Annotated in this window: 20 protein-coding genes; 11 read left to right on the top strand and 9 right to left on the bottom strand. The window is 69.5% G+C overall.

The features are described from left to right. Positions 1-38 precede the first annotated feature (38 nt). On the bottom strand, positions 39-1,652 hold the full coding sequence (locus M8A51_RS13770; RefSeq protein ID WP_251779048.1) for a GDYXXLXY domain-containing protein: 1,614 nt from the start codon (positions 1,650-1,652) through the stop codon (positions 39-41). After that, complete coding sequence (locus tag M8A51_RS13765; protein ID WP_251779047.1) at positions 1,649-2,626, bottom strand: DUF2157 domain-containing protein; 978 nt, start codon at positions 2,624-2,626, stop codon at positions 1,649-1,651. The genes M8A51_RS13770 and M8A51_RS13765 overlap by 4 nt, the downstream gene beginning before the upstream one ends. A 202-nt stretch (positions 2,627-2,828) precedes the next feature. Here M8A51_RS13765 and M8A51_RS13760 point away from each other — a divergent pair, with 202 nt between their 5' ends. Beyond that, positions 2,829-3,350 (top strand): DUF4142 domain-containing protein, encoded by a 522-nt coding sequence (locus M8A51_RS13760; RefSeq protein ID WP_251779046.1) that lies wholly within the window; start codon positions 2,829-2,831, stop codon positions 3,348-3,350. A gap of 1 nt (position 3,351) precedes the next feature. Next, positions 3,352-4,263, top strand: a complete 912-nt coding sequence (locus M8A51_RS13755) for a cyanophycinase (protein WP_251779045.1) — start codon at positions 3,352-3,354, stop codon at positions 4,261-4,263. Between the two features lie 7 nt (positions 4,264-4,270). Here M8A51_RS13755 and M8A51_RS13750 read toward each other — a convergent pair whose 3' ends face one another. Then, positions 4,271-5,167 carry an NAD(P)/FAD-dependent oxidoreductase gene (locus M8A51_RS13750; RefSeq protein ID WP_251779044.1) on the bottom strand — a complete coding sequence of 299 codons (897 nt, stop codon included), beginning with the start codon at positions 5,165-5,167 and terminating at the stop codon, positions 4,271-4,273. 116 nt (positions 5,168-5,283) lie between these two features. On the opposite strand from M8A51_RS13750, the gene M8A51_RS13745 reads away from it, so the two are divergent. Both M8A51_RS13745 and M8A51_RS13740 read left to right on the top strand, forming a co-directional pair. Next, entirely contained in the window at positions 5,284-5,673 is a 390-nt protein-coding gene (locus M8A51_RS13745; protein ID WP_251779043.1) for a hypothetical protein, read from the top strand. After that, complete coding sequence (locus M8A51_RS13740; RefSeq protein ID WP_251779042.1) at positions 5,670-7,130, top strand: NAD(P)/FAD-dependent oxidoreductase; 1,461 nt, start codon at positions 5,670-5,672, stop codon at positions 7,128-7,130. Before M8A51_RS13745 ends, M8A51_RS13740 begins: the two co-directional genes overlap by 4 nt. Before the next feature lie 34 nt (positions 7,131-7,164). On the opposite strand, the gene M8A51_RS13735 is transcribed toward M8A51_RS13740, so the two are convergent. Both M8A51_RS13735 and M8A51_RS13730 read right to left on the bottom strand, forming a co-directional pair. Further along, the gene (locus tag M8A51_RS13735; RefSeq protein WP_251779041.1) at positions 7,165-7,608 is read right to left on the bottom strand and encodes a response regulator; all 444 of its coding nucleotides are present in this window, start codon (positions 7,606-7,608) and stop codon (positions 7,165-7,167) included. A 164-nt stretch (positions 7,609-7,772) separates the two neighbouring features. Then, positions 7,773-8,177, bottom strand: coding sequence for a response regulator (locus M8A51_RS13730; protein ID WP_251779040.1), 405 nt, complete (start codon positions 8,175-8,177; stop codon positions 7,773-7,775). Positions 8,178-8,319: 142 nt separating this feature from the next. On the opposite strand from M8A51_RS13730, the gene M8A51_RS13725 reads away from it, so the two are divergent. After that, complete coding sequence (locus tag M8A51_RS13725) at positions 8,320-8,673, top strand: DUF1304 domain-containing protein (protein WP_251779039.1); 354 nt, start codon at positions 8,320-8,322, stop codon at positions 8,671-8,673. 17 nt (positions 8,674-8,690) lie between these two features. On the opposite strand, the gene M8A51_RS13720 is transcribed toward M8A51_RS13725, so the two are convergent. Beyond that, positions 8,691-9,017 (bottom strand): hypothetical protein, encoded by a 327-nt coding sequence (locus tag M8A51_RS13720; RefSeq protein ID WP_251779038.1) that lies wholly within the window; start codon positions 9,015-9,017, stop codon positions 8,691-8,693. Positions 9,018-9,175: 158 nt separating this feature from the next. Here M8A51_RS13720 and M8A51_RS13715 point away from each other — a divergent pair, with 158 nt between their 5' ends. Beyond that, complete coding sequence (locus M8A51_RS13715) at positions 9,176-9,586, top strand: response regulator (RefSeq protein WP_251779037.1); 411 nt, start codon at positions 9,176-9,178, stop codon at positions 9,584-9,586. 46 nt (positions 9,587-9,632) lie between these two features. Here the strand turns inward: M8A51_RS13715 and M8A51_RS13710 are convergent, their stop codons facing one another. Both M8A51_RS13710 and M8A51_RS13705 read right to left on the bottom strand, forming a co-directional pair. Then, positions 9,633-10,985, bottom strand: a complete 1,353-nt coding sequence (locus M8A51_RS13710) for an erythromycin esterase family protein (protein ID WP_251779036.1) — start codon at positions 10,983-10,985, stop codon at positions 9,633-9,635. 64 nt (positions 10,986-11,049) lie between these two features. After that, positions 11,050-12,966 (bottom strand): PAS domain-containing hybrid sensor histidine kinase/response regulator, encoded by a 1,917-nt coding sequence (locus tag M8A51_RS13705; RefSeq protein ID WP_251779035.1) that lies wholly within the window; start codon positions 12,964-12,966, stop codon positions 11,050-11,052. Positions 12,967-13,153: 187 nt separating this feature from the next. Between M8A51_RS13705 and M8A51_RS13700 the strand changes: the two genes are divergently transcribed. The 3 genes from M8A51_RS13700 to M8A51_RS13690 all read left to right on the top strand — a co-directional run bounded on the left by M8A51_RS13700 (position 13,154) and on the right by M8A51_RS13690 (position 14,431). Beyond that, a complete protein-coding gene (locus M8A51_RS13700) occupies positions 13,154-13,330 on the top strand; it encodes a DUF1328 family protein (RefSeq protein WP_251779034.1) in 177 nt (58 codons plus the stop codon). Positions 13,331-13,356: 26 nt separating this feature from the next. Further along, positions 13,357-13,689, top strand: coding sequence for a hypothetical protein (locus M8A51_RS13695; RefSeq protein ID WP_251779033.1), 333 nt, complete (start codon positions 13,357-13,359; stop codon positions 13,687-13,689). 130 nt (positions 13,690-13,819) lie between these two features. Next, a complete protein-coding gene (locus M8A51_RS13690) occupies positions 13,820-14,431 on the top strand; it encodes a hypothetical protein (RefSeq protein WP_251779032.1) in 612 nt (203 codons plus the stop codon). On the opposite strand, the gene M8A51_RS13685 is transcribed toward M8A51_RS13690, so the two are convergent. Next, on the bottom strand, positions 14,416-15,138 hold the full coding sequence (locus tag M8A51_RS13685) for an alpha/beta hydrolase (RefSeq protein ID WP_251779031.1): 723 nt from the start codon (positions 15,136-15,138) through the stop codon (positions 14,416-14,418). The genes M8A51_RS13690 and M8A51_RS13685 overlap by 16 nt on opposite strands. 182 nt (positions 15,139-15,320) lie before the next feature. Here M8A51_RS13685 and M8A51_RS13680 point away from each other — a divergent pair, with 182 nt between their 5' ends. After that, positions 15,321-17,624: an NADP-dependent malic enzyme gene (locus tag M8A51_RS13680; protein WP_251779030.1), complete on the top strand. Its 2,304-nt coding sequence runs from the start codon at positions 15,321-15,323 to the stop codon at positions 17,622-17,624. Positions 17,625-17,694: 70 nt separating this feature from the next. Beyond that, a complete protein-coding gene (locus tag M8A51_RS13675) occupies positions 17,695-18,102 on the top strand; it encodes a PDZ domain-containing protein (protein ID WP_251779029.1) in 408 nt (135 codons plus the stop codon). The last annotated feature ends 6 nt before the right edge of the window (positions 18,103-18,108 follow it).

Raw genomic sequence — 18,108 nt, 5'->3', positions numbered from 1 at the left:
GGCTGCGCGGATTCTAGGAGTGCGCGTGCAGCGGCCGGTCACAAGGGCCGCAGTTCGGCACTGCGCAGTCCCACGAGCAGCGCCTTGCCGTCGGGCGCCACGCGGAACTCCCCATAGCGTGCCGGCTGCCAACGTGCGGCTTCGCCTTCCTCGAAGAACCATGCATCGGTGACCAGCACCCAGCGGCCGCGGCGCGGCGTCAGTTCGATGCGCAGCTCGTCGGTGGCGAGGTCGCTGCCGTCGTCGACGCGAACCGGCGTGGCAACGCCGCGCGCATCGATGCGCGCGACGAGGCGCGGTCGGCGGGCGCTGTTGACCGGCTCGAGCGAGTCCTGCACGGCGCTGGGCAGGCGGAAGTTCAGTGCCATGTAGTCGCCTTGCATCAGCGAGCGCGGATCCGCCGGCGCGAGCTCGACGAAGACGGGCCGGCCTTGCGATACCAGCCGCTCCTTCTGCCAGATGCCGAAGTTGGCCACGACCAGCACTGCCAGTGCGGCAGCCGCGACACCGAGGGTGACGCGTGGCGGCGTCGGCGCGGCGGCCGCTGTATCGCGTGGCCCCCCACGCAGGGCCCACCAGACGAGCAGACCGAGCGCCGCCCCGGCGGTCGCCAGCACGGCCGCCTTGATGGCGAGCGGCCATTGCAGCTGGTAGTAGAAGCTGCCGATGACCCACGCGGCGGTCACGCCGGCTGCCCCTGCCTGGCGCCAGCGCTGCGTGGTGGCCGCCCACACCAGCGCCAGCAGCGCGGCTCCCAGAGCCGGCATGAACCACGCGAGCGCGATCAGCACGGCCGCCAGACCGGCGCACCACGGCTGCCTGCAACTGGGCCACAGGCGCACGCCCCAGACTACCGCACCGACGGCCAGCAGCACCGAGCCCGCCTGCGGGACCGTGCCGCGCCACGCCACCGACGCCTGGCTGCCGAGGTCACGCGCCAGCTCGGCACCCAGGCTGGCGCCGGCGAGCAGGGTCATGCCCGACCACCACGCCAAGCCCGCCAGCGTCGCGAGCAGCCAGCCTGCCAGCAGCGATTCGAGCGCCCCCGCCAGCCGCGGCCGGGCGCTTTCGATGGCCTGCTGCAGCCCCAGCCCTGCCGCCGCGAGTGTCAGCACCAGGTGCCAGGCCCACCAGTAGTGATGCCGCCATTGGATGCCGAAGTCGTACCAGCGTCGCGGGCCGAGGGCGAACACGAGCAGCACGGCGGCTGCAGCGCCCAGCAGCACGCGCAACCAGGCGCGCGGCAGCGCGATCGCGACCGCGAGGGCGATCACTGCCAGCACGCCTGCCGCGGCCGGGTCGGGCAGGTCGCGGAACAGGCCGAAGGCCAGGCTGCCGCCGCCGACCAGCAGCGCCGGCACGGCGAGCTGCTCGAAGAACAGCGGCAGTGACGAAGAGCGCAACGTCACGCAGGCGCCGGCCAGCACCAGGCTGCCGACGAAATACGGCCCCACGCCGCGGCTGATCAGGTCGCCGAGCAGCAAGCCCACCACGCCGAGCAACGGGAGCGCCGCCAGCCAGGCCCCGAGTGCCGTGAGCAGCACCACCGGCCAGGGGCGGGAGTCGTCCGCCGCGGGATGTGCCTGGGCCGGCAGCAAGCCGGCCTCCACCGCGGCCTGCGCCGCACGTTCGAATCGGATCGCGTCGTTCATGCCGCGGCTCCCTGCGAGACACGGGCTCGCGCCAGTTTCAGCACGCCGGTCACCGTGCCGGCCAGCAGTGCGGCGGCGACGAGACCGAGCAACAGCAGCGGCCCGATCGGGTCGCCGCGATGGTCGTCGAACAGCCAGCGGGCAAGGCCTGCGACCAGCAGCGTGTTGAGGCCGAGCCCCACCGCACTGAGCCCGTAGAGGTCGAAGCTGCGGGGCCAGGCGAGCGCACCGGCCGCGGCGGCCAGCAGCGCCAGGCCCAGCAGGTAGTGCGGCGCCACCTCGCGATGGAACAGGCCGCCCAATGCGGTGGCGCTGACCATCACGACGCAGAGCGTCAACGCCGTGCGCCACGACCAGGTGCCCGCTCCGGTGTGGCGGCGCAGTGCGGGGCCGAGCACGAACACCAGCGCAGCGGCTGCGCCCCAGCCCGCTGCGTGTACCGACAGAGCTTCGGGCTCGATGGTCCAGCGGTGGCCGGCATGAGCGTGCACCCACAGCGAGATGCCCGTTGCCGCCACGACCGCCCAGGGGGCCCACAGTACGTCGCTGCGCAGTGCGACGCATAGCGGCAGCGCGAGCGTCGCCCACAATGCGAACAGCTGCCACGGGTCGGCACCGGTCTGGTAGGTCTGGCCGAAATAGGCGAACAGGCCACCGATGCCTAGCAGCGCGGCCAGCGCGCCGGCATGGCGTGCCGATGGCCAACGCCAGGCGACCGCACAGCCGGCCAGCACGACACACTGCAGCAGCGCGAACTGCCCGACGCGGCCCAGCGCGTCCCAGTTGGCGGCGACCCAGAACACGATGCCGAGGCCCGCCAGTGCGGCCGCGAGCACCGCGGCGCCTTGCGGCAACCAATGCCCCACACCGGGCGGCTCCTGCTCGAGGCCGGCCCATGCGCGCAGCCTGCGTTGGGCAGTGCCGTCCAGCCGGTGGCGCGCAGCCAGTTCATACAAGCGCAGGCGCAGGGTCATCGGGTTCTCCTCGTTTTTGTCTGTGCGGCATGGCTGCGCATGGTAGCCCTGCGCTCGAGGACCCCACAGGGGGCACGCGGTGCAGTATTGCCAGACGACACCCGAGGTCGCTGCGCGCGGTGCCCGGGCGGGAACGGCTATTGCAACGCCACCGGAGGCGCAATTGGCCATCGGGGCCGTGCACTGAGCAATGAGGACATCCATGAAGCAATTCCTACACGGCGCGACGCTGGTCGCTTTTCTGGCTTTTGGTGGCGCGGCGGCCTCACAGACCGTTGCCGATGACGACGCGGGCTTCATGAAGCAGGCAGCGCACAACGGGCATGCCGAAGTGGTCAGCAGCAAGCTCGCGCAGCAGAAGGCCTCGAGTGCGGACGTGAAGGCCTTTGCGCAACGGATGGTGGAAGACCACACGAAGACGAATGCCGAACTCGAGCAGATCGCGACGTCGAAGGGGATTCAACTGCCGAAGGAGCCTGATGCCGCTCAACAGGCCAAGATGAAAGCGCTCAGCGGCTTGAGCGGTGCCGAGTTCGACAAGCAGTATGTCGAGCAGATGGGCGTAGCAGCCCACGAGCAGACGATCTCGCTGTTCCAGCGCGGGGCATCGAATGCGCGCGATCCGCAGATCAAAGCCTTTGCGGCCAAGACGCTGCCGGCCCTGCAACACCACCTGGAGATGGCCCGTGCGCTGAAGGCCGGCAAGGCGAGCAAGGCGAAATAGCGTGGCCGCCAGGATGCGCGGCGGGTGCCTCGTGATCGTCGGGGGCGCCGAGGACCGGAAGAACGGTAAGGACATCCTGCGCCGCTTCGTGGATCTCCTGCCGCGGGCCGAGGCCCCGCTGTACGTACTGACAGCCGCCACACAGGAGCCCGAGGCGGCATGGCGCACCTACAAGAACGCTTTCGCCGATCTCGGTGTGCAGCGTTGCGAGCCGCTGCACATCGCCAGCCGTGCCGAGGCCAACGACGAGGCGTTGGCCGCCCGAGTGCTCGAATCGGCCGGCGTGTTCATGACCGGCGGTGATCAGAAGAGGCTGCTGTCGCGTCTCGGCGGCTCGCTGCTGTGTGACGCGATGCGCAAGGCGTATGCGCAGCGCGCCGCCTGCATCGGCGGCACCAGTGCAGGGGCCTCGGCCATATCGGCCTACATGCTCGACCCCGGTCCGCTGCAGGGGCACCCGGAACGAGACGACACGAGCCTGCGCGCTGGGCTGGGCTTTCTGCTCGACGTCGTGATCGACCAGCATTTCTCCGAGCGACAGCGGCTGGGTCGGCTGCTCGGTGCGGTGGCCCACAACCCCAAGCTCATCGGCATCGGGATCGACGAGGACACGGCACTCATCGTGCAGCGCGGGTGTGGCATCGAAGTGATAGGCGAGGGGGCGATCACGCTGATCGATGGTCGGGACATGTCCTCCAGCTTCCTGCAGGCGAGCGATCGCGAGGTGGCGCAATTGTCCGATGTGCGGCTGCATGTGCTGCCCGCAGGCGTGCAGTGCCTTGCAGACCAGGACCCCGGAACGCACGACGGCAGCAGTCGGCCGGTTTCGCCGCGTGTGCTGGAACTGGTGCGCCAGCTGTGCTGCACCGAGAACGCCGACGAAAACTACCTGACCACGGCGGACGCGGAGTGAAGCCGCCTCAGCCCAGCGTGTTGTGGATGTGCGTTGCGGCAGTTGCGGCATGCGCCATGCCGACCACGAGCTGGTCGAGCGCACATACCACGTCGCCCGCCGCATAGAGCCCTTGCACGCTGGTGCGTGCATGGGCGTCGACATGCAGTCCGCCAGCGGGATCTGCCTGCGCGCCGACCGCCAGCGCGAGGCGGGACCGGGTATGCGAGCCCAGTGCGGCGTAGAGCACATCGAACCGGTGTTCGACCCCTTCCCGCGTGACCAGTGACACCGTTTCGTCGGTCTGTGCATGCAGTGACCCGGCCGCACCGTCCATCACTGCCACGCCGGCCGCATCCAGCGGGTGCAGCAACGACGCGTCTTTCGCGCCGTGGCAGACGTAGGAGACGCGGTGGCTGAAGCGCCGGATGAACAGCGCTTCGCGAACGCCATGGGCGCCGCTGCCGATGATGCCGATGTGCCGTCCGGTGAATTCGAAGCCGTCGCAGATCGGGCAGAAGCGAAGCCGCCCGGCCTGCAGCAGTTCCGCGGCACCGGGGAGCGCCGGTATCACGTCGACGATGCCGGTTGCCAGGATCACCGTCCTCGCCCGCACCTTCCGGCCGTCCACGTGGGCCACGAACAGCCCGTCGTCCAGGCGCTGCAACTGCTCGACGGTGCCCTGTTGTACCGCGCCGCCGACCTGGCTCAACTGCAGCCGCAGACGGTCGAGCAGGTGCGCGCCGCTGATGCCGTCCGGGAAACCCGGGAAGTTTTTCGTCAGAGGGATGCGAAGGGCCCGGCCGTCGCCCGCATCGCACAGCTGCACCTCGCGATGAAAGCGGCGCAGATAGATCGCTGCCGTAAGCCCGGCGGGTCCGCCACCGATGACGAGGCAGTCCGTGGGCGGTGGTGTCGGGGACATCGGTACTCCTTGTTCGGCGATGCTGCACTGCCGTGCAATCGGCATGCGCTGTCGCCGCAGGCACAGGGCTTGCGGATCCGGAACCATCGCCAGCCTCAACCAGACGGGAAACGAAGATGATGGATTTCCAGCAGGCCTGTGCCTATGTGCGGGCCACCGGAAGCAGCGCCTACTGCTACACCCCGTGGATGCACGAGGGGGAATGGATCGGCGTACAGCACTGCACCTTGTACGAACCGGCCGGCGCCGGCGACGCGACGCCTTTGGAGATGCGGTTGCGTCGCGTCGCGCGCGGTGCGCGCGGCGGCGAGGTGATCGAGGTCGGCTCTCTCGCGGCCTGGGACGAGTTGCCGGCGCAGGCCCTTGAAGCGCAATACGGCGTCGACCCTCGGGGTTATCGCTATGCGGCCAGCGACGCCGACGCCGATGCCGCTGACACGCAGGCATACCAGGCGGCGTCCGGCTCCACGCATGCGGTCGCCGTACCGGGGGGCGGCCAGCCATGACGCGAGTCTGCGCACCGGTTGGGGCCGCGCCGGGGCGGCCGGCCGCGCCGCTGCCCGAGAGCCGGCCGGTTGCGCCGATGCGGCAGGATGTGCGCGATGCCGATGGCGGTGGCCGGCGATCGCGTCGATCGGCTTGGGCCAGTGGACAGCAACGCACCGCGGGACAGCATCGCATCGTGATCGTCGGCGGCGGCGCCGGCGGGCTCGAGTTGGCGACCCGCCTGGGCGACGGTGTCGGCCGCCGCGGCCGGGCCGAGGTGCTGCTGATCGACACCGCGCTGACGCACGTGTGGAAGCCGATGCTGCACGAACTGGCGGCCGGCACGCTGCGCGCGCAGGAGAGCGAAGTCGATTTCCTGCAGCAGGCACGGCGGCATGGATTCCGTTTTCATCTCGGCACGCTCGAATCGCTCGAGCGCAGCCACAAGCAGGTGTGGCTCGCACCGCTGATCGACGAGGAGGGCGAGCAGATCGCGCCGCGTCGGGCGATCGGCTACGACACGCTGGTGATCGCGGTCGGAAGCGTGGTCAACGATTTCCGCACCCCCGGCGTTCCCGAACACGCGCTGGCGCTGGACAGTGCGAATGACGCGCACCGCTTCCACCGCCGCCTGCTCGCTGCCTGCATGCGGGCCGAGTTGCGGGACCAGGGGCCTGTAGACATCGTGATCGTCGGCGGCGGCGCGACCGGCGTGGAATTGGCCGCCGAACTCAGCGAAGCGGTCTCGGAGATCGCCAGCTACGGCAGCCGGCTGGCCGCGCTGCCCAGCCCGGTGCGGCTCACGGTCGTCGAGGCCGGGCCGCGCTTGCTCGCAGCACTGCCCGAAGCGATCGCGCGCGAGGTGCACGAAGATCTCCGTGGACTGGGCATCGACGTGCGGGTGCAGCAGCGAGTCACGGCGGTCGAGGCCGATCGCGTGCTGCTGGCGTCCGGCGTGGGCTTGCCGGCGGACCTCACGGTGTGGGCGGCCGGCATCCAGGGGCCGGACGTGCTGGAACGGCTCGACGGCCTGGAACTGAACCAGCAGCGACAGCTCGTGGTGCGCCCCACACTGCAGGCGACGCTGGATGATGACGTGTTCGCATTCGGCGACTGCGCGAGCTGCGTGCCGGTGCCCGGCGGGGCGCCGGTGCCGCCGCGGGCGCAGGCCGCGCACCAGGAGGCGAAGCTGCTCGCGCAGGGGTTGGAGCAGCGGCTGGCAGGGCGCACTCTGCCGGTCTTCCGATTCCATGAACAGGGCGCGATCGTGTCGCTCGGCCGGCGCAATGCCGTCGGGCGATTGGTGGGCAGCGTGACCGGACGCGCCTGGACCATCGAAGGATGGATCGCGCGCACCACCTACTGGATGCTGTATCGCCGGCATCTGGCGACGCTGCACGGTGTGACGCGGACGGCGCTGGCGACACTGGGTGGCTGGTTGGCCGGGCGGGCGCAGCCGCGCGTGAAGCTGCACTGAGGGGGCACTGCCGGGTGGCTGGAGGCGGCGTGTGTCAGTGCGCCACTTCCTGCAACTGGCGGCCGATGCTGGCGAGATCCAGTGGCTTCGGAATGTAGCCGTCCATCCCGGCGTCGAGGCATTGCTGCCGCGACGTGCCGCATGCCGTCACCGCGATGATCGGAAAGCGGCGCAGCAACCCGGCCTGCTGCATCAGGCGCAACTGCCGCGTGGCGTCGAACCCGTCCATGCGCGGCATCTGGATGTCCATCAGCACGATGTCGGGTGTGTTGCGCTGGCAGGCTTCCAGCGCCTCGACACCGTCGGCGGCCAGTGCCACCTCGAAGCCGAGCCGCTTCAGCATTTCTTCGGCGAGCAACTGGTTGACCGGGTTGTCCTCGACCACCAACGCGAGCCGGCGCACTGAGGGACGGACCAGCGGGGCGTGGACGCGGGGCGCGGGGGCGTCGACAGTCGGGATGGCGGCGGGCTGCTGCATGGGGTGTCGGGGGAGAAGGTTCAAAGGGCGGGCACGCCGGCATGGGGCCGGTGCCCGGGGGACCCTCACTGGAGCAAGCCCTGCTCCTGTTTGGCTGTCGGCCCGGTCGGCGGGTCTATGTCGACGGCAAAGATGTGAGAAGTTGCACGGAAGGGTGGCCGGGGTCAGGCGGGGAGCGGAGCGCGTTCGACCCGGAGGTAGGGGCGCAGGCTGTCGAGGTCGAGCGGTTTGGGCAAATGAGCGTCGAAGCCGGCAGCTTTTACGGCAGCTTTGTCGGCCTCCGTGGCAAGGGCCGTGACGGCGACCAGGGCCAAGCCCTGCCCGGCGGGTTCGGCCCGCAGGACGCGTGCCGCCGACAGCCCGTCGAGCACTGGCATGCACAGGTCCAGCAGAATCAGCGAAGGACGGAACTCGCGCGCGATCGCGATCGCCTGCGCGCCGTCATAGGCGGTGCGCACCTCACAGTCGAGCATCGACAGCAGCAGGGACAGACTGTCCGCGGCGTCGCGGTTGTCGTCGGCGACGAGAACGCGCGGCGCTCTCGTCTCGGTGGGGGAATCGAGTGCCATGCAAGCCCCGGAAAGCAAAGGTACGGCGCACTGAAAGCAAACTGCGTTCCTGCACGTGCGTGCGATTCGTCAGGGCAAACACCGAGTCCGCAACGGCGCTATGCTCCGACGCTCGACGAGCTTGCAACGTGAGGGAGATCCGATGGCGGTTCTGGCTTCAATCCTGGTGGGGGTGGTGGCCCTGCTCCACCTGTATTTCCTGGTGCTCGAGATGTTTCTCTGGGACACGCCCTTCGGACGCCGCAGCTTCGGCATGAGCGCCGAGCAGTCGGCGGCGACCAAGGTGCTGGCGGCCAACCAGGGGCTGTACAACGGCTTTCTGGCGGCCGGCCTCGCGTGGGGGCTGTGGCTGGAGGACGGCCGGGCGGTGCTGCTGTTCTTCCTGGGCTGCGTCATCGTGGCCGGTGTGTTCGGCGCAGCGACGGCAAGCCGCAAGATACTGTGGGTGCAGGCGTTGCCCGCGGCACTCGCCATGGCGGCGGTGCTCGCAGGCTGAGAGGGCCCCGAAGGGCGTCAGTGCAATTGCTGCCGCAACGACGCGATCTCGTGGTGTGCGGTCTGCACCGCGCTGCGCAGCTGGGGGTCGATGTGGCGCAGTTCACGGCAGGCCTCCACCGCACGGTCGCCGATTTCCTCCAGCGTCTCCAGGCAGGCCAGCAGCCGCCCGGGGTCGTCGTCCCGGTCGATCGCGGTGCCGAGTTCGTCGGCCCGGCGGTCGAGTTCGCGCACCCAGGCCTTCAGTTCCTCGGGGGCGAAGCCCGTCTCGCGACAGGCCAGGGCGGCATCGTCGATGCACTGTTCTATGAAGGACAGACGTTCCTTGACGTGCTGCGGTTGCATGGCGGCTCCTGGGATATGCTGCTCGGGGTCAACGGGGGCGGTACGGCAACCCCCGTGCCTGCCCCGTTCGTCCGCGTGGGCATCGGCGTGGCGTCACGGCAGCGGCATACGATGGGCGCCTGAGCGGCCTGCATCTCAAAAGCCCGTCGTCGAAGCCCATGGACTTTCTCGTCGTCGAAGACGATCCCGTCAATGCACTGGTGGCCGCCGGCATGCTGCAGGCGCTGGGCTACACCGTGCGCGTGGCGGCCAATGGGCTGGAGGGAATCACCGCGTGCCAGGAACGCGCACCCGACGCGGTGCTGATGGACGTGCAAATGCCCGTGATGGACGGCCTGGAAACAACACGCCGGCTGCGGCACCTGCAGGCCGAAGGAGAGCTGCCGCGCTTTCCGATCATCGTCGCCAGCGCCTTCTACACGCCGGCCGACCGTGCTGCGTGCTTCGAGGCCGGGGTCGACGGCTTCGTCACCAAGCCGCTGATGATGGCCAAGCTGGGCGCCGAGATCTACAACGCGGTCAAGCGGCGGCTACTCCGGGAAGCGCCGGGCCGTTCCCCGTTGTCTTGAACCCCATGCCCATGGGGCGGCCTGGGGGCCGCCCGGCCCGCGGCGCTCACAGGCCGGATGGATAGGTCTCCTCCTCGACGTTCGGTTGCCAGTGACCGGAAGCGTCCAGCGGCTCCAGCGCCTGCGTCGTGTCGAAGTGGACGACTGCGTCGAACTGGCGGGGGATCTCGGCACGGAAGTAGTGGCTGACGCGCTCCGTGCGCGGCGCATAGATGACGCCGATCGCGCGCTCCAGCCGCGGTTCCGACAACGCACGGCGCAGCTCGGCGTTGCCTGCGAGCGGCAGCACGAAAGCCGGCAGGCCGAGGTGGTGGAACAGGCCCTCGATGCTGTCGGGGTGCGACGGCCGCACGGTGCGGCGCTGCGCCGGCATGTCCCAGTCGGCCGCGGCGGTCACCGTGCCGGCGTGTGTCGTGCAACCGAGCAGCGCTGTCGAGGTGTCGCCGGCACGCTCGCGCACCAGCTGGCCCAGGTTCCACTCGCCGTGGTCGCCCAGCTCGGTGGCGCGTGCGTCGCCGATGTGCGAGTTGTGCGCCCACACGACGATGCGCGCTCGGCGCCGCAAGCGGTGTCCGAGGTGCTCGCTCAGTGCGAACAGCGTCTCGGCCATGTGCTCGTCGCGCAGGTTCCATGAGGCGATGCGGCCCGTGAACATCTTGCGGTAGTAGCTCTCGGCGTTGCGCACCACGCGGGCGTTCTGCTGAGCATAGAACAGCTCGTCGACCTCGGCGGTGCCGTCGTGGCGCAACTGCCGCTCCAGCGCCATGGACATCTCCTTGAGCTGCTGCACCACTTGGGCCTCGCAGTCGGTGGTCAGGCCGAAGCTCGCCATCTGGCCGTAGCGCTGCGGGTCTTCGGCCATGTGGTCGAAGCAGCCGTACCGCTCCATCGCGCGCTGCGCAGCCGCGGGATCGGTGTCGCGCAGGTAGCGCAGCACGGCGTCCATCGAGCTGCGCAAGCTGTAGAGGTCGAGCCCGTAGAAGCCGACACGCGGCTCGCCGGGCGGCAGCGCCAGGTTGTGGGCGCGCAGCCAGCGCAGCAGCCGCACGGTTTCGGTGTTGCGCCACATCCAGCGGGGAAAGCGCTGATAGCCGTCCAGAGACTGCTCGGGCGACGCGTCGGCCTCGTCGCCCTGCGCGTGGCGGCTGGCCCGCAGTGCGTCGGGCCAGTCCGATTCGACCGCGATCGCGTCGAATCCGTGCTCGGCGATCAGCCGCTTGGATATTTCTGCACGCAGACGATAGAACTCCTGGGTGCCGTGGGTCGCCTCGCCGAGCAGCACGAGGTCGGCGCCGGCCAGCAGCGGCACGACGGCACCGGCGTCTTCGCTGCCGGAGAGGGGCCGCGCGTGGCGATGCAGCGTGGCGGACACGGAGGACAAGGAGGGTGAGGTCGGCATGGCGAGGCGGCTCCGGGAGAGATCGCTGCCGGATGTGCACCTGCCGTGCCCGCCAACGCCCGCTTCAGCGCCGGCGCCGCTCCACGTCCTGCAGCAGGCGCTGCAGGGTTTCCACGTCGACCGGCTTCGCCAGGTGTTCGTCGAACCCGGCCTGCAAGGTGCGGCGGCGATCGTCGGCCTGGGCATAGCCGGTCATCGCGGCGACATACAGCGGCCGGTCGGCACTCTGCGTGCGCAGGTCTCTCAGCACGTCGAAGCCGCTGGCGTCGGGCATCGTCAGGTCGAGCAGCACCGCGTCGGGCGACCACTGGCGTGCCGTCTGCAGCGCCTGCTGCCCGCTGTAGGCGACGCGAGCTTCCTGCCCCAGCAGTTCCATCACGGCGGCCATGCTGTCGGCCGAGTCGTGGTTGTCGTCGACCACCAGCACGCGGCAGCGCGCGCCGTTGTCGCCTGGGACGGCCGAACCGGGCTCCGCCGGCACGGCGGCGTCCAGGCCCAGCGGCAGCCGCACCGAAAAGCGGCTGCCACGGCTCGGGCCTTCGCTGTGCGCATCGATCAACCCGCCGTGCATCTCGACCAGCGACCGCGCGAGCGTCAAGCCGATGCCGAGGCCGCTTTCGCCGGCCGTGCCGGCCGGATGGCCTTGCACGAACAGATCGAAGATGCGGTCGGCAAGGGCCGGTTCGATGCCGCGACCGGTGTCGGTGACCTCGATCACCGCAACGCGGCTCTCGACGCGCACTTGCAGGGTCACGACGCCTTCGGGCGGTGTGAACTTCGAGGCGTTGTTGAGCAGGTTCTGCAGCACCTGCGAAATGCGTGTGCAGTCGGCCACCATCAGCACCGCCTGCTCGGGCAGATCGACGAGCAGGCGCTGGCGGCGCGCATCGAGATCCGGCCGCGCGGCCTCGATGCTGCGCGTGACGGCCTCGATCAGATCCATCGGCTCCTTCTTCAAGGCGATCTTGCCGGTGGTGATGCGGCCGATGTCCAGCAGATCGTCGACCAGGCGTGTCAGCTGGCTGAGCTGGCGGTCGATGATGTCGCGACAGGTGGTCAGCCGTTCGCGATCGAGCGACTCGAGCTGCATGATGCTGACCGCATTGCGGATCGGCGCCAGCGGGTTGCGCAGCTCGTGCGCCAGCATCGCGAGGAATTCGTTCATGCGCCGGCTGGAGCGTTCCAGCTCCTCCACGCGGCGGCGCTCCGTCATGTCGCGCGTGACCTTCGCGAAGCCGCGCAGGCGGTGCCGCTCGTCGTACAGCGGATTCACCATGGCATGGGCCCAGAAGGTGCTGCCGTCCTTGCGCACCCTCCAGCCTTCCACCTCGGCGCGGCCTTGCGCCACGGCTTGCGCGAGTTCGTCTTCGGGGCGGCGCGCGTCGATGTCCTGGCGCGTGTAGAACATCGAGACATGCCGCCCGAGCACTTCGCTGGCCGCATAACCCTTGATCGCCGCGGCGCCCTGGTTCCAGCTGCGGATGAATCCCTGCTCGTCGAGCATGTAGATCGCGTAGTCCTTGACGCCCTCGATCAGCAGGCGGAAGCCCTCCTCGCTGCGTCGCAACGACTCTTCGTGGCGGCGGCGTTCTGTCAGGTCGCGTGTGACCTTCGCATAGCCTTGCAGCCGGCCCTCGCGGTCGCGCACGGCGGTGATCACCACCAGCGCCCAGAAACGCGTGCCGTCCTTGCGCACGCGCCAGTTCTCTTCTTCGTAGCGTCCGTCGCGGGTCGCACGGCGCAGCTCCTCCTCGGGCCATTTCGCCGCCGCCACTTCGGGCGGATAGAACACCGAGAAATGCTTGCCGATGATCTCGCCGGCGGTGTACCCCTTGATCTTTTCGGCGCCGCTGTTCCAACTGACGATGTACCCCTGCGGGTCGAGCATGAAGATGGCGTAGTCCTGCACCGCTTCGACGAGCATGCGGAAACGCTCTTCCTGGAGCGCAATCGAGGGGGCGGCCTGGTGGGTGAGGTCCATCTTGATCCGGCGTCCGGCGCATCAGCGCAAGTGTGCATTGTGCACATGCATTGCTGGCGAGGCGCAAGCTTGTGTAGGAGGAGGCCGACTGCCGGAGGGCTGCAGGACGACAGCATGGCCGCTCCCGGGCGCCGATCATTCACTCACGTGCCGGGCTCCGGCGCACCGACCAACGGGAGAAGGAAACATGTTGAAGTGGGCCTTGATCTTTGCGGTGATCGCACTGGTGGCCGGTGGCCTGGGCTTCAGCGGCATTGCCGCGGGGGCCGCGGGCATCGCCAAGATTCTGTTTTTCGTCTTCGTGGTGCTGTTCGTGCTGGCGCTTCTGGCCGGCAGCTCGATCTTCAAGGGCTTGCGAAAGTAGCCGCTGCACCGCCCGGGAGGCTCACGATGAACCCGCAGCTCCACGCCGCCGCCCCAGCACGTGCTTCGGTGCCGGCGTCTGCCGGCACGCTCTTGTTTGACGCCGGTTTCGTGATTCGCACACCCGCCGCGATGGCTGCCCTGGTGGCGGCCCGCACCACCGAGAGCCAGCTGATGCAACGGCATCAGAGCGGAGATTTCGGCGAGCTGCCGTGGGGCGACGAGCAGGCCAACTGGCGCGCCCTGCGTTCCGGGGGCGCGCTGCAGTCGATCTACACGCTTGGCAGCGGCGCGCGCGTCCGCATCGTCACCCTGCCCGAGTTGCGCACCACGACGCTCGATCTGCTGGAAACAGCTTGAGCTTTTCGTGCCTGCGGCCTTCCCCCTTCGGGGGGTGACACCCCTCCGAGGGATAGGGCCGGTCCGGTTCCATGGCTAGCATGCCTCGCATGGACGCAAGGCGCGTCCACCAGCCTTGCAGGACGTGGCCATGGACAAGACCTCATCGACACACTTCGACCCCGCCGAGGGGCGCTTCACTTACCGTCAGCTTTCGCTGGACTGGGACGCGGAATCGATGGCGTGGGTCTGTCCGGTGCCGCAGCTTGGGGCCGAGGCCAGCCTGCGGCTGCTCGCGAGCCAGGGCGATCGACCGCCGTCGGTGCTGGTGTGCGAAGTGGCGCTGGCGACGCTGGTGCTGATCGAGCGCATGGACCAGGACGCCCGCCGCTATCTCGCCAGCGAAGCCGAGGGCTACATCTGCGAAACCTACCAGACCGGTCCTCAGCCGGCCGATTTCTCGGCACTGTGCCTCGAACTCAACGGCGAGGGCAACTCCGACCGTTTCTCACTGACGTACCGGGCTGCCTTCGACCCCTATTCCGTATGGAAGGTGCGATTTCGCGGGCTGGTGCCGCTGCATTGGCGTGTCGACCACGAAGCGGGCGAACTGCCCGTCGCAGCGCGCGGCCGCGCCGGGCCAGTGTCGGCGACCGACGGCGAGGGCTCGCTGGTGGCGCGCATCGGCCGCCGCTGGATGGGCCCGTTCGCCTGGGTGGCTCGCCCTGCCGTCGCACGCATCCTGCTTCACCCCGGTCGTTGAAGGCCGGGCTGCTTGGACCCCGGAACTTCACTCGCCAGCGCTTGCAGCCAGTGCGTCAGGCCGGCCACCATTGCCGGCGTGGCCTCGTGCCCCGCGTCGTACGCGCGCGCCGTCACCCGCACACCATGACTCCTGAGCCATCGCGTTGCCTGGACCGCCAGCGCCATCGGCAACACGCGGTCGTGCAGCCCGTGGCCGATGAAAAACCGCAGTCGCGGCAGCAGGCCCGACGTCAGCGATGAGGCTTGCACAGACGACAGCAAGCGCCCACTCAACATGCCCACGCCGGTCACACGGTAGGGCTGGCGCAGCGCCAGCGCCGAGGCCAGCGCCGCTCCCTGGCTGAAGCCCGCCAGGACCACCCGCCCGGCGTCGAAGCGGCACAGTTGCGGCAAGCGGTCGAGGAACTCGGCCAGCCGCACCAACGCCGCCTCCACCTGGTCGGCGTCGACATGCACGCCGCGACGGCGGAAGTGCACCGGATACCAGAAGAAGCCGCCGCGCGGCATGGGCCGGGGAGCACGCACCAGCACCACGTTCCATCCCCGCGGCAACGGGCGAGCGACGGGCCACAGCGAGGTCTCGTCGCTGCCGGCGCCATGCAGCAGCACCAGCAGCGGGGCCCCCGGCGTGCCGGCGCGCAGGCGGCAGCTCAGCGGCAGCAGCGCCGGAGCCAGCGGCGGGGTGCATCCGAGTCCGGTCGGCATGCCCTCACTCCAGCAGCCGGGATGCCCACGTGCGGGGGTGGAACCCCGCAGACCTCGCGGTCGCAGCGCGCCACAATGGTTCGCCCGCCCCCCGGGGGGCAGCGCGTTTAGACTGCACGACCTCGCGCCGTCCCCGCCGCGAAACCGCTCCCCGCACCGACAAGCAAGACAAGGAGGCACGCATGGGCCACAAGCAACTCTCCCCCGCCGAGCAAGCGCTGCGCGACGCAGCGCTCGAATACCACCGCCTGCCCAGCCGCGGCAAGATCGCGGTGATGCCGACCAAGCCGCTGTCCAACCAGCGCGACCTGTCCCTGGCCTACTCGCCGGGCGTGGCCTATGCCTGCCTTGCGATCGAGGAGGACGCGACGCTGGCGGCGGAGTACACCTCGCGCGGCAACCTGGTCGGTGTGGTGACCAACGGCACGGCCGTACTGGGGCTCGGCGACATCGGTCCGCTGGCCGGCAAGCCGGTGATGGAGGGCAAGGGCTGCCTGTTCCGCAAGTTCGCCGGCATCGACGTGTTCGATATCGAGCTGGCCGAGAAAGACCCCGACAAGCTGGTCGAGATCATCGCCGCGCTGGAGCCGACGCTGGGCGGCATCAACCTCGAGGACATCAAGGCGCCGGAGTGCTTCTACGTCGAGAAGAAGCTGAAGGAGCGGCTCAACATTCCGGTCTTCCACGACGACCAGCACGGCACCGCGATCATCTCGACCGCCGCGCTGCTGAATGGCCTGGAACTGACGGGCAAGCGGATCGGCGACGTGAAACTGGCGGTTTCCGGCGCCGGCGCCGCGGCCATCGCTTGCGTCGACCTGATGGTGCGAATGGGCGTCAGCCGCGACAACGTCTTCATGTGCGACTCCAAGGGCGTGCTGCACCACGAGCGCGAGGACCGGCTCGACGAGTCGAAGCGCCGCTACGTGCAACGCACCCACGCACGCACGCTGGCCGACGTGATGAAGGGCGCCGACGTGTTCCTCGGCTGCTCGGCCGCCGGCGTGCTGACGCCGGACATGGTCAAGACGATGGCCGAGCGCCCGTTGATCCTGGCGCTGGCGAACCCGGAGCCCGAAATCCGCCCCGAGCTCGCCAAGGCCGCGCGGCCCGACTGCATCGTCGCGACCGGCCGTTCGGACTATCCGAACCAGGTCAACAACGTGCTGTGCTTCCCGTATATCTTCCGTGGCGCGCTCGACAGCGGTGCGACCCGCATCACCGAGGAGATGAAGGCCGCCTGCGTGCGCGAGATCGCCGACCTCGCCAAGGCCGAAATCAGCGGCGAAGTGGCCGCCGCCTACCCGGGCGAGGAGATGAGCTTCGGGCCCGAGTACCTGATCCCGAAGCCGTTCGACTCGCGGCTGATCCTGCGCATCGCCCCGGCCGTGGCGAAGGCGGCCGCCGAGTCCGGCGTGGCGACCCGACCGATCGCCGACCTCGATGCGTACCGCCAGTCGCTGCTCAAGTTCGTCACGCACACCGGCATGTTCATGCGCCCGGTCTTCATGGCCGCACGGCGCGCGCCGAAGCGCATCGTGTTCGCCGAGGGCGAGGACGAGCGTGTGCTGCGAGCCGTGCAGATCGGGCTGGAGGAGGGCATCGTCAAGCCGATCGTCGTGGGCCGCCCGGCGGTGATCGAGCAGCGCATCGCGCGTGCCGGACTGCGGCTGAAGCCGGGCATCGACTTCGAGCTGACCAACCCGGAGGACGACCCGCGCTTTCGCCAGTACTGGGAGGCCTACCACCAGATCAAGGGCCGCGACGGCATCACGCCCGACGCCGCCAAGGCCGCGGTGCGACGCTCCAACACGCTGATCTCGTCGCTGATGGTGCGCCTGGGCGATGCCGACGGCATGGTGTGCGGACTGGTCGGACGCTACGACCACCACCTCGACCACGTGCGCGACGTGATCGGCCAGCGGCCCGACGTGCACACGCTGGCGGCGCTGAACGCGCTGATGCTGGACCAGTACACGCTGTTCATCGCCGACACCTTCGTCAACGAGGATCCGGACGCCGAGTCGCTGGCCGAGATCGCCGCGATGTCGTGCGAGACCGTGCGCGAGTTCGGGCTGGCGCCGCGCGTCGCCTTCCTGTCGCATTCGATGTTCGGCTCCAGCACGCGGCCATCGGCACGCAAGATGCGGCAGGCACGCGACATCTTCCGCCAGCGCTACCCCGGCATCGAGGCCGACGGCGAAATGCAGGGTGACGCCGCGCTGAACGAGGACGTGCGCCAGCGCTTCCTGCCCGGCAGCACGCTGAGCGGCACCGCCAACGTGCTGATCCTGCCCAATCTCGACGCCGCGAACATCCTGTTCAATGTGCTGAAGATGACGGGCAGCCACGGCATCACGGTCGGGCCGATCCTGCTGGGCGCCGCGGCGCCGGCGCACATCCTGACGCCGTCCGCGACCGTGCGGCGGGTCGTCAACATGATGGCGCTGGCCGGCAGCGCCACCAGCGCGCTGCCGGCGGATTGACCCGGCTCGAGGCAGGGTTGGCGCGGCTGACCGAGCATCGGCGCATGGAAGCCAGACAGGAGCGAGCAAGATGAGCGTGAAGAACCTGTCCGCCTGGTGCGCCGCACTGGCCGTTGCGCTGCCCGTCGGGGCGATGCCGATGACCACCCATGCCCAGGCGTCGAACGACGGCCCGCCGCAGCGGCGCCAGCACGTGCCGCCTTATGGGCTGCGCGTCGCACCGCTGAATGAGGCGCAGTTGCGCGACGCCGGGCTGCCCTTCGGGCTCGAAGTCACCTATTCGATCGCGCTGGCCTACCACTGCGGGCTGCGGCTGGGCGACGTGATCGTGTCGGTCAACGGCGAACGTTTCGACAGCGAGGACGCATTCTGGCGCCTGATGGACGCACGGGCCCCGGAGATCCGGCTCGACGTGCGCCGCGGCGGCCAGTCGCAGGCGCTGCCGCTGCAATCGTCTGCGCCGGGCTGCGCCGACTGACCGGGT

It is taken from the genome of Caldimonas mangrovi (assembly GCF_023721835.1).
GTDB lineage: Bacteria > Pseudomonadota > Gammaproteobacteria > Burkholderiales > Burkholderiaceae_C > Caldimonas > Caldimonas mangrovi.
Note: the sequence above shows the minus strand (reverse complement) of the source record. Positions and strands in the feature narration are given on the sequence as shown.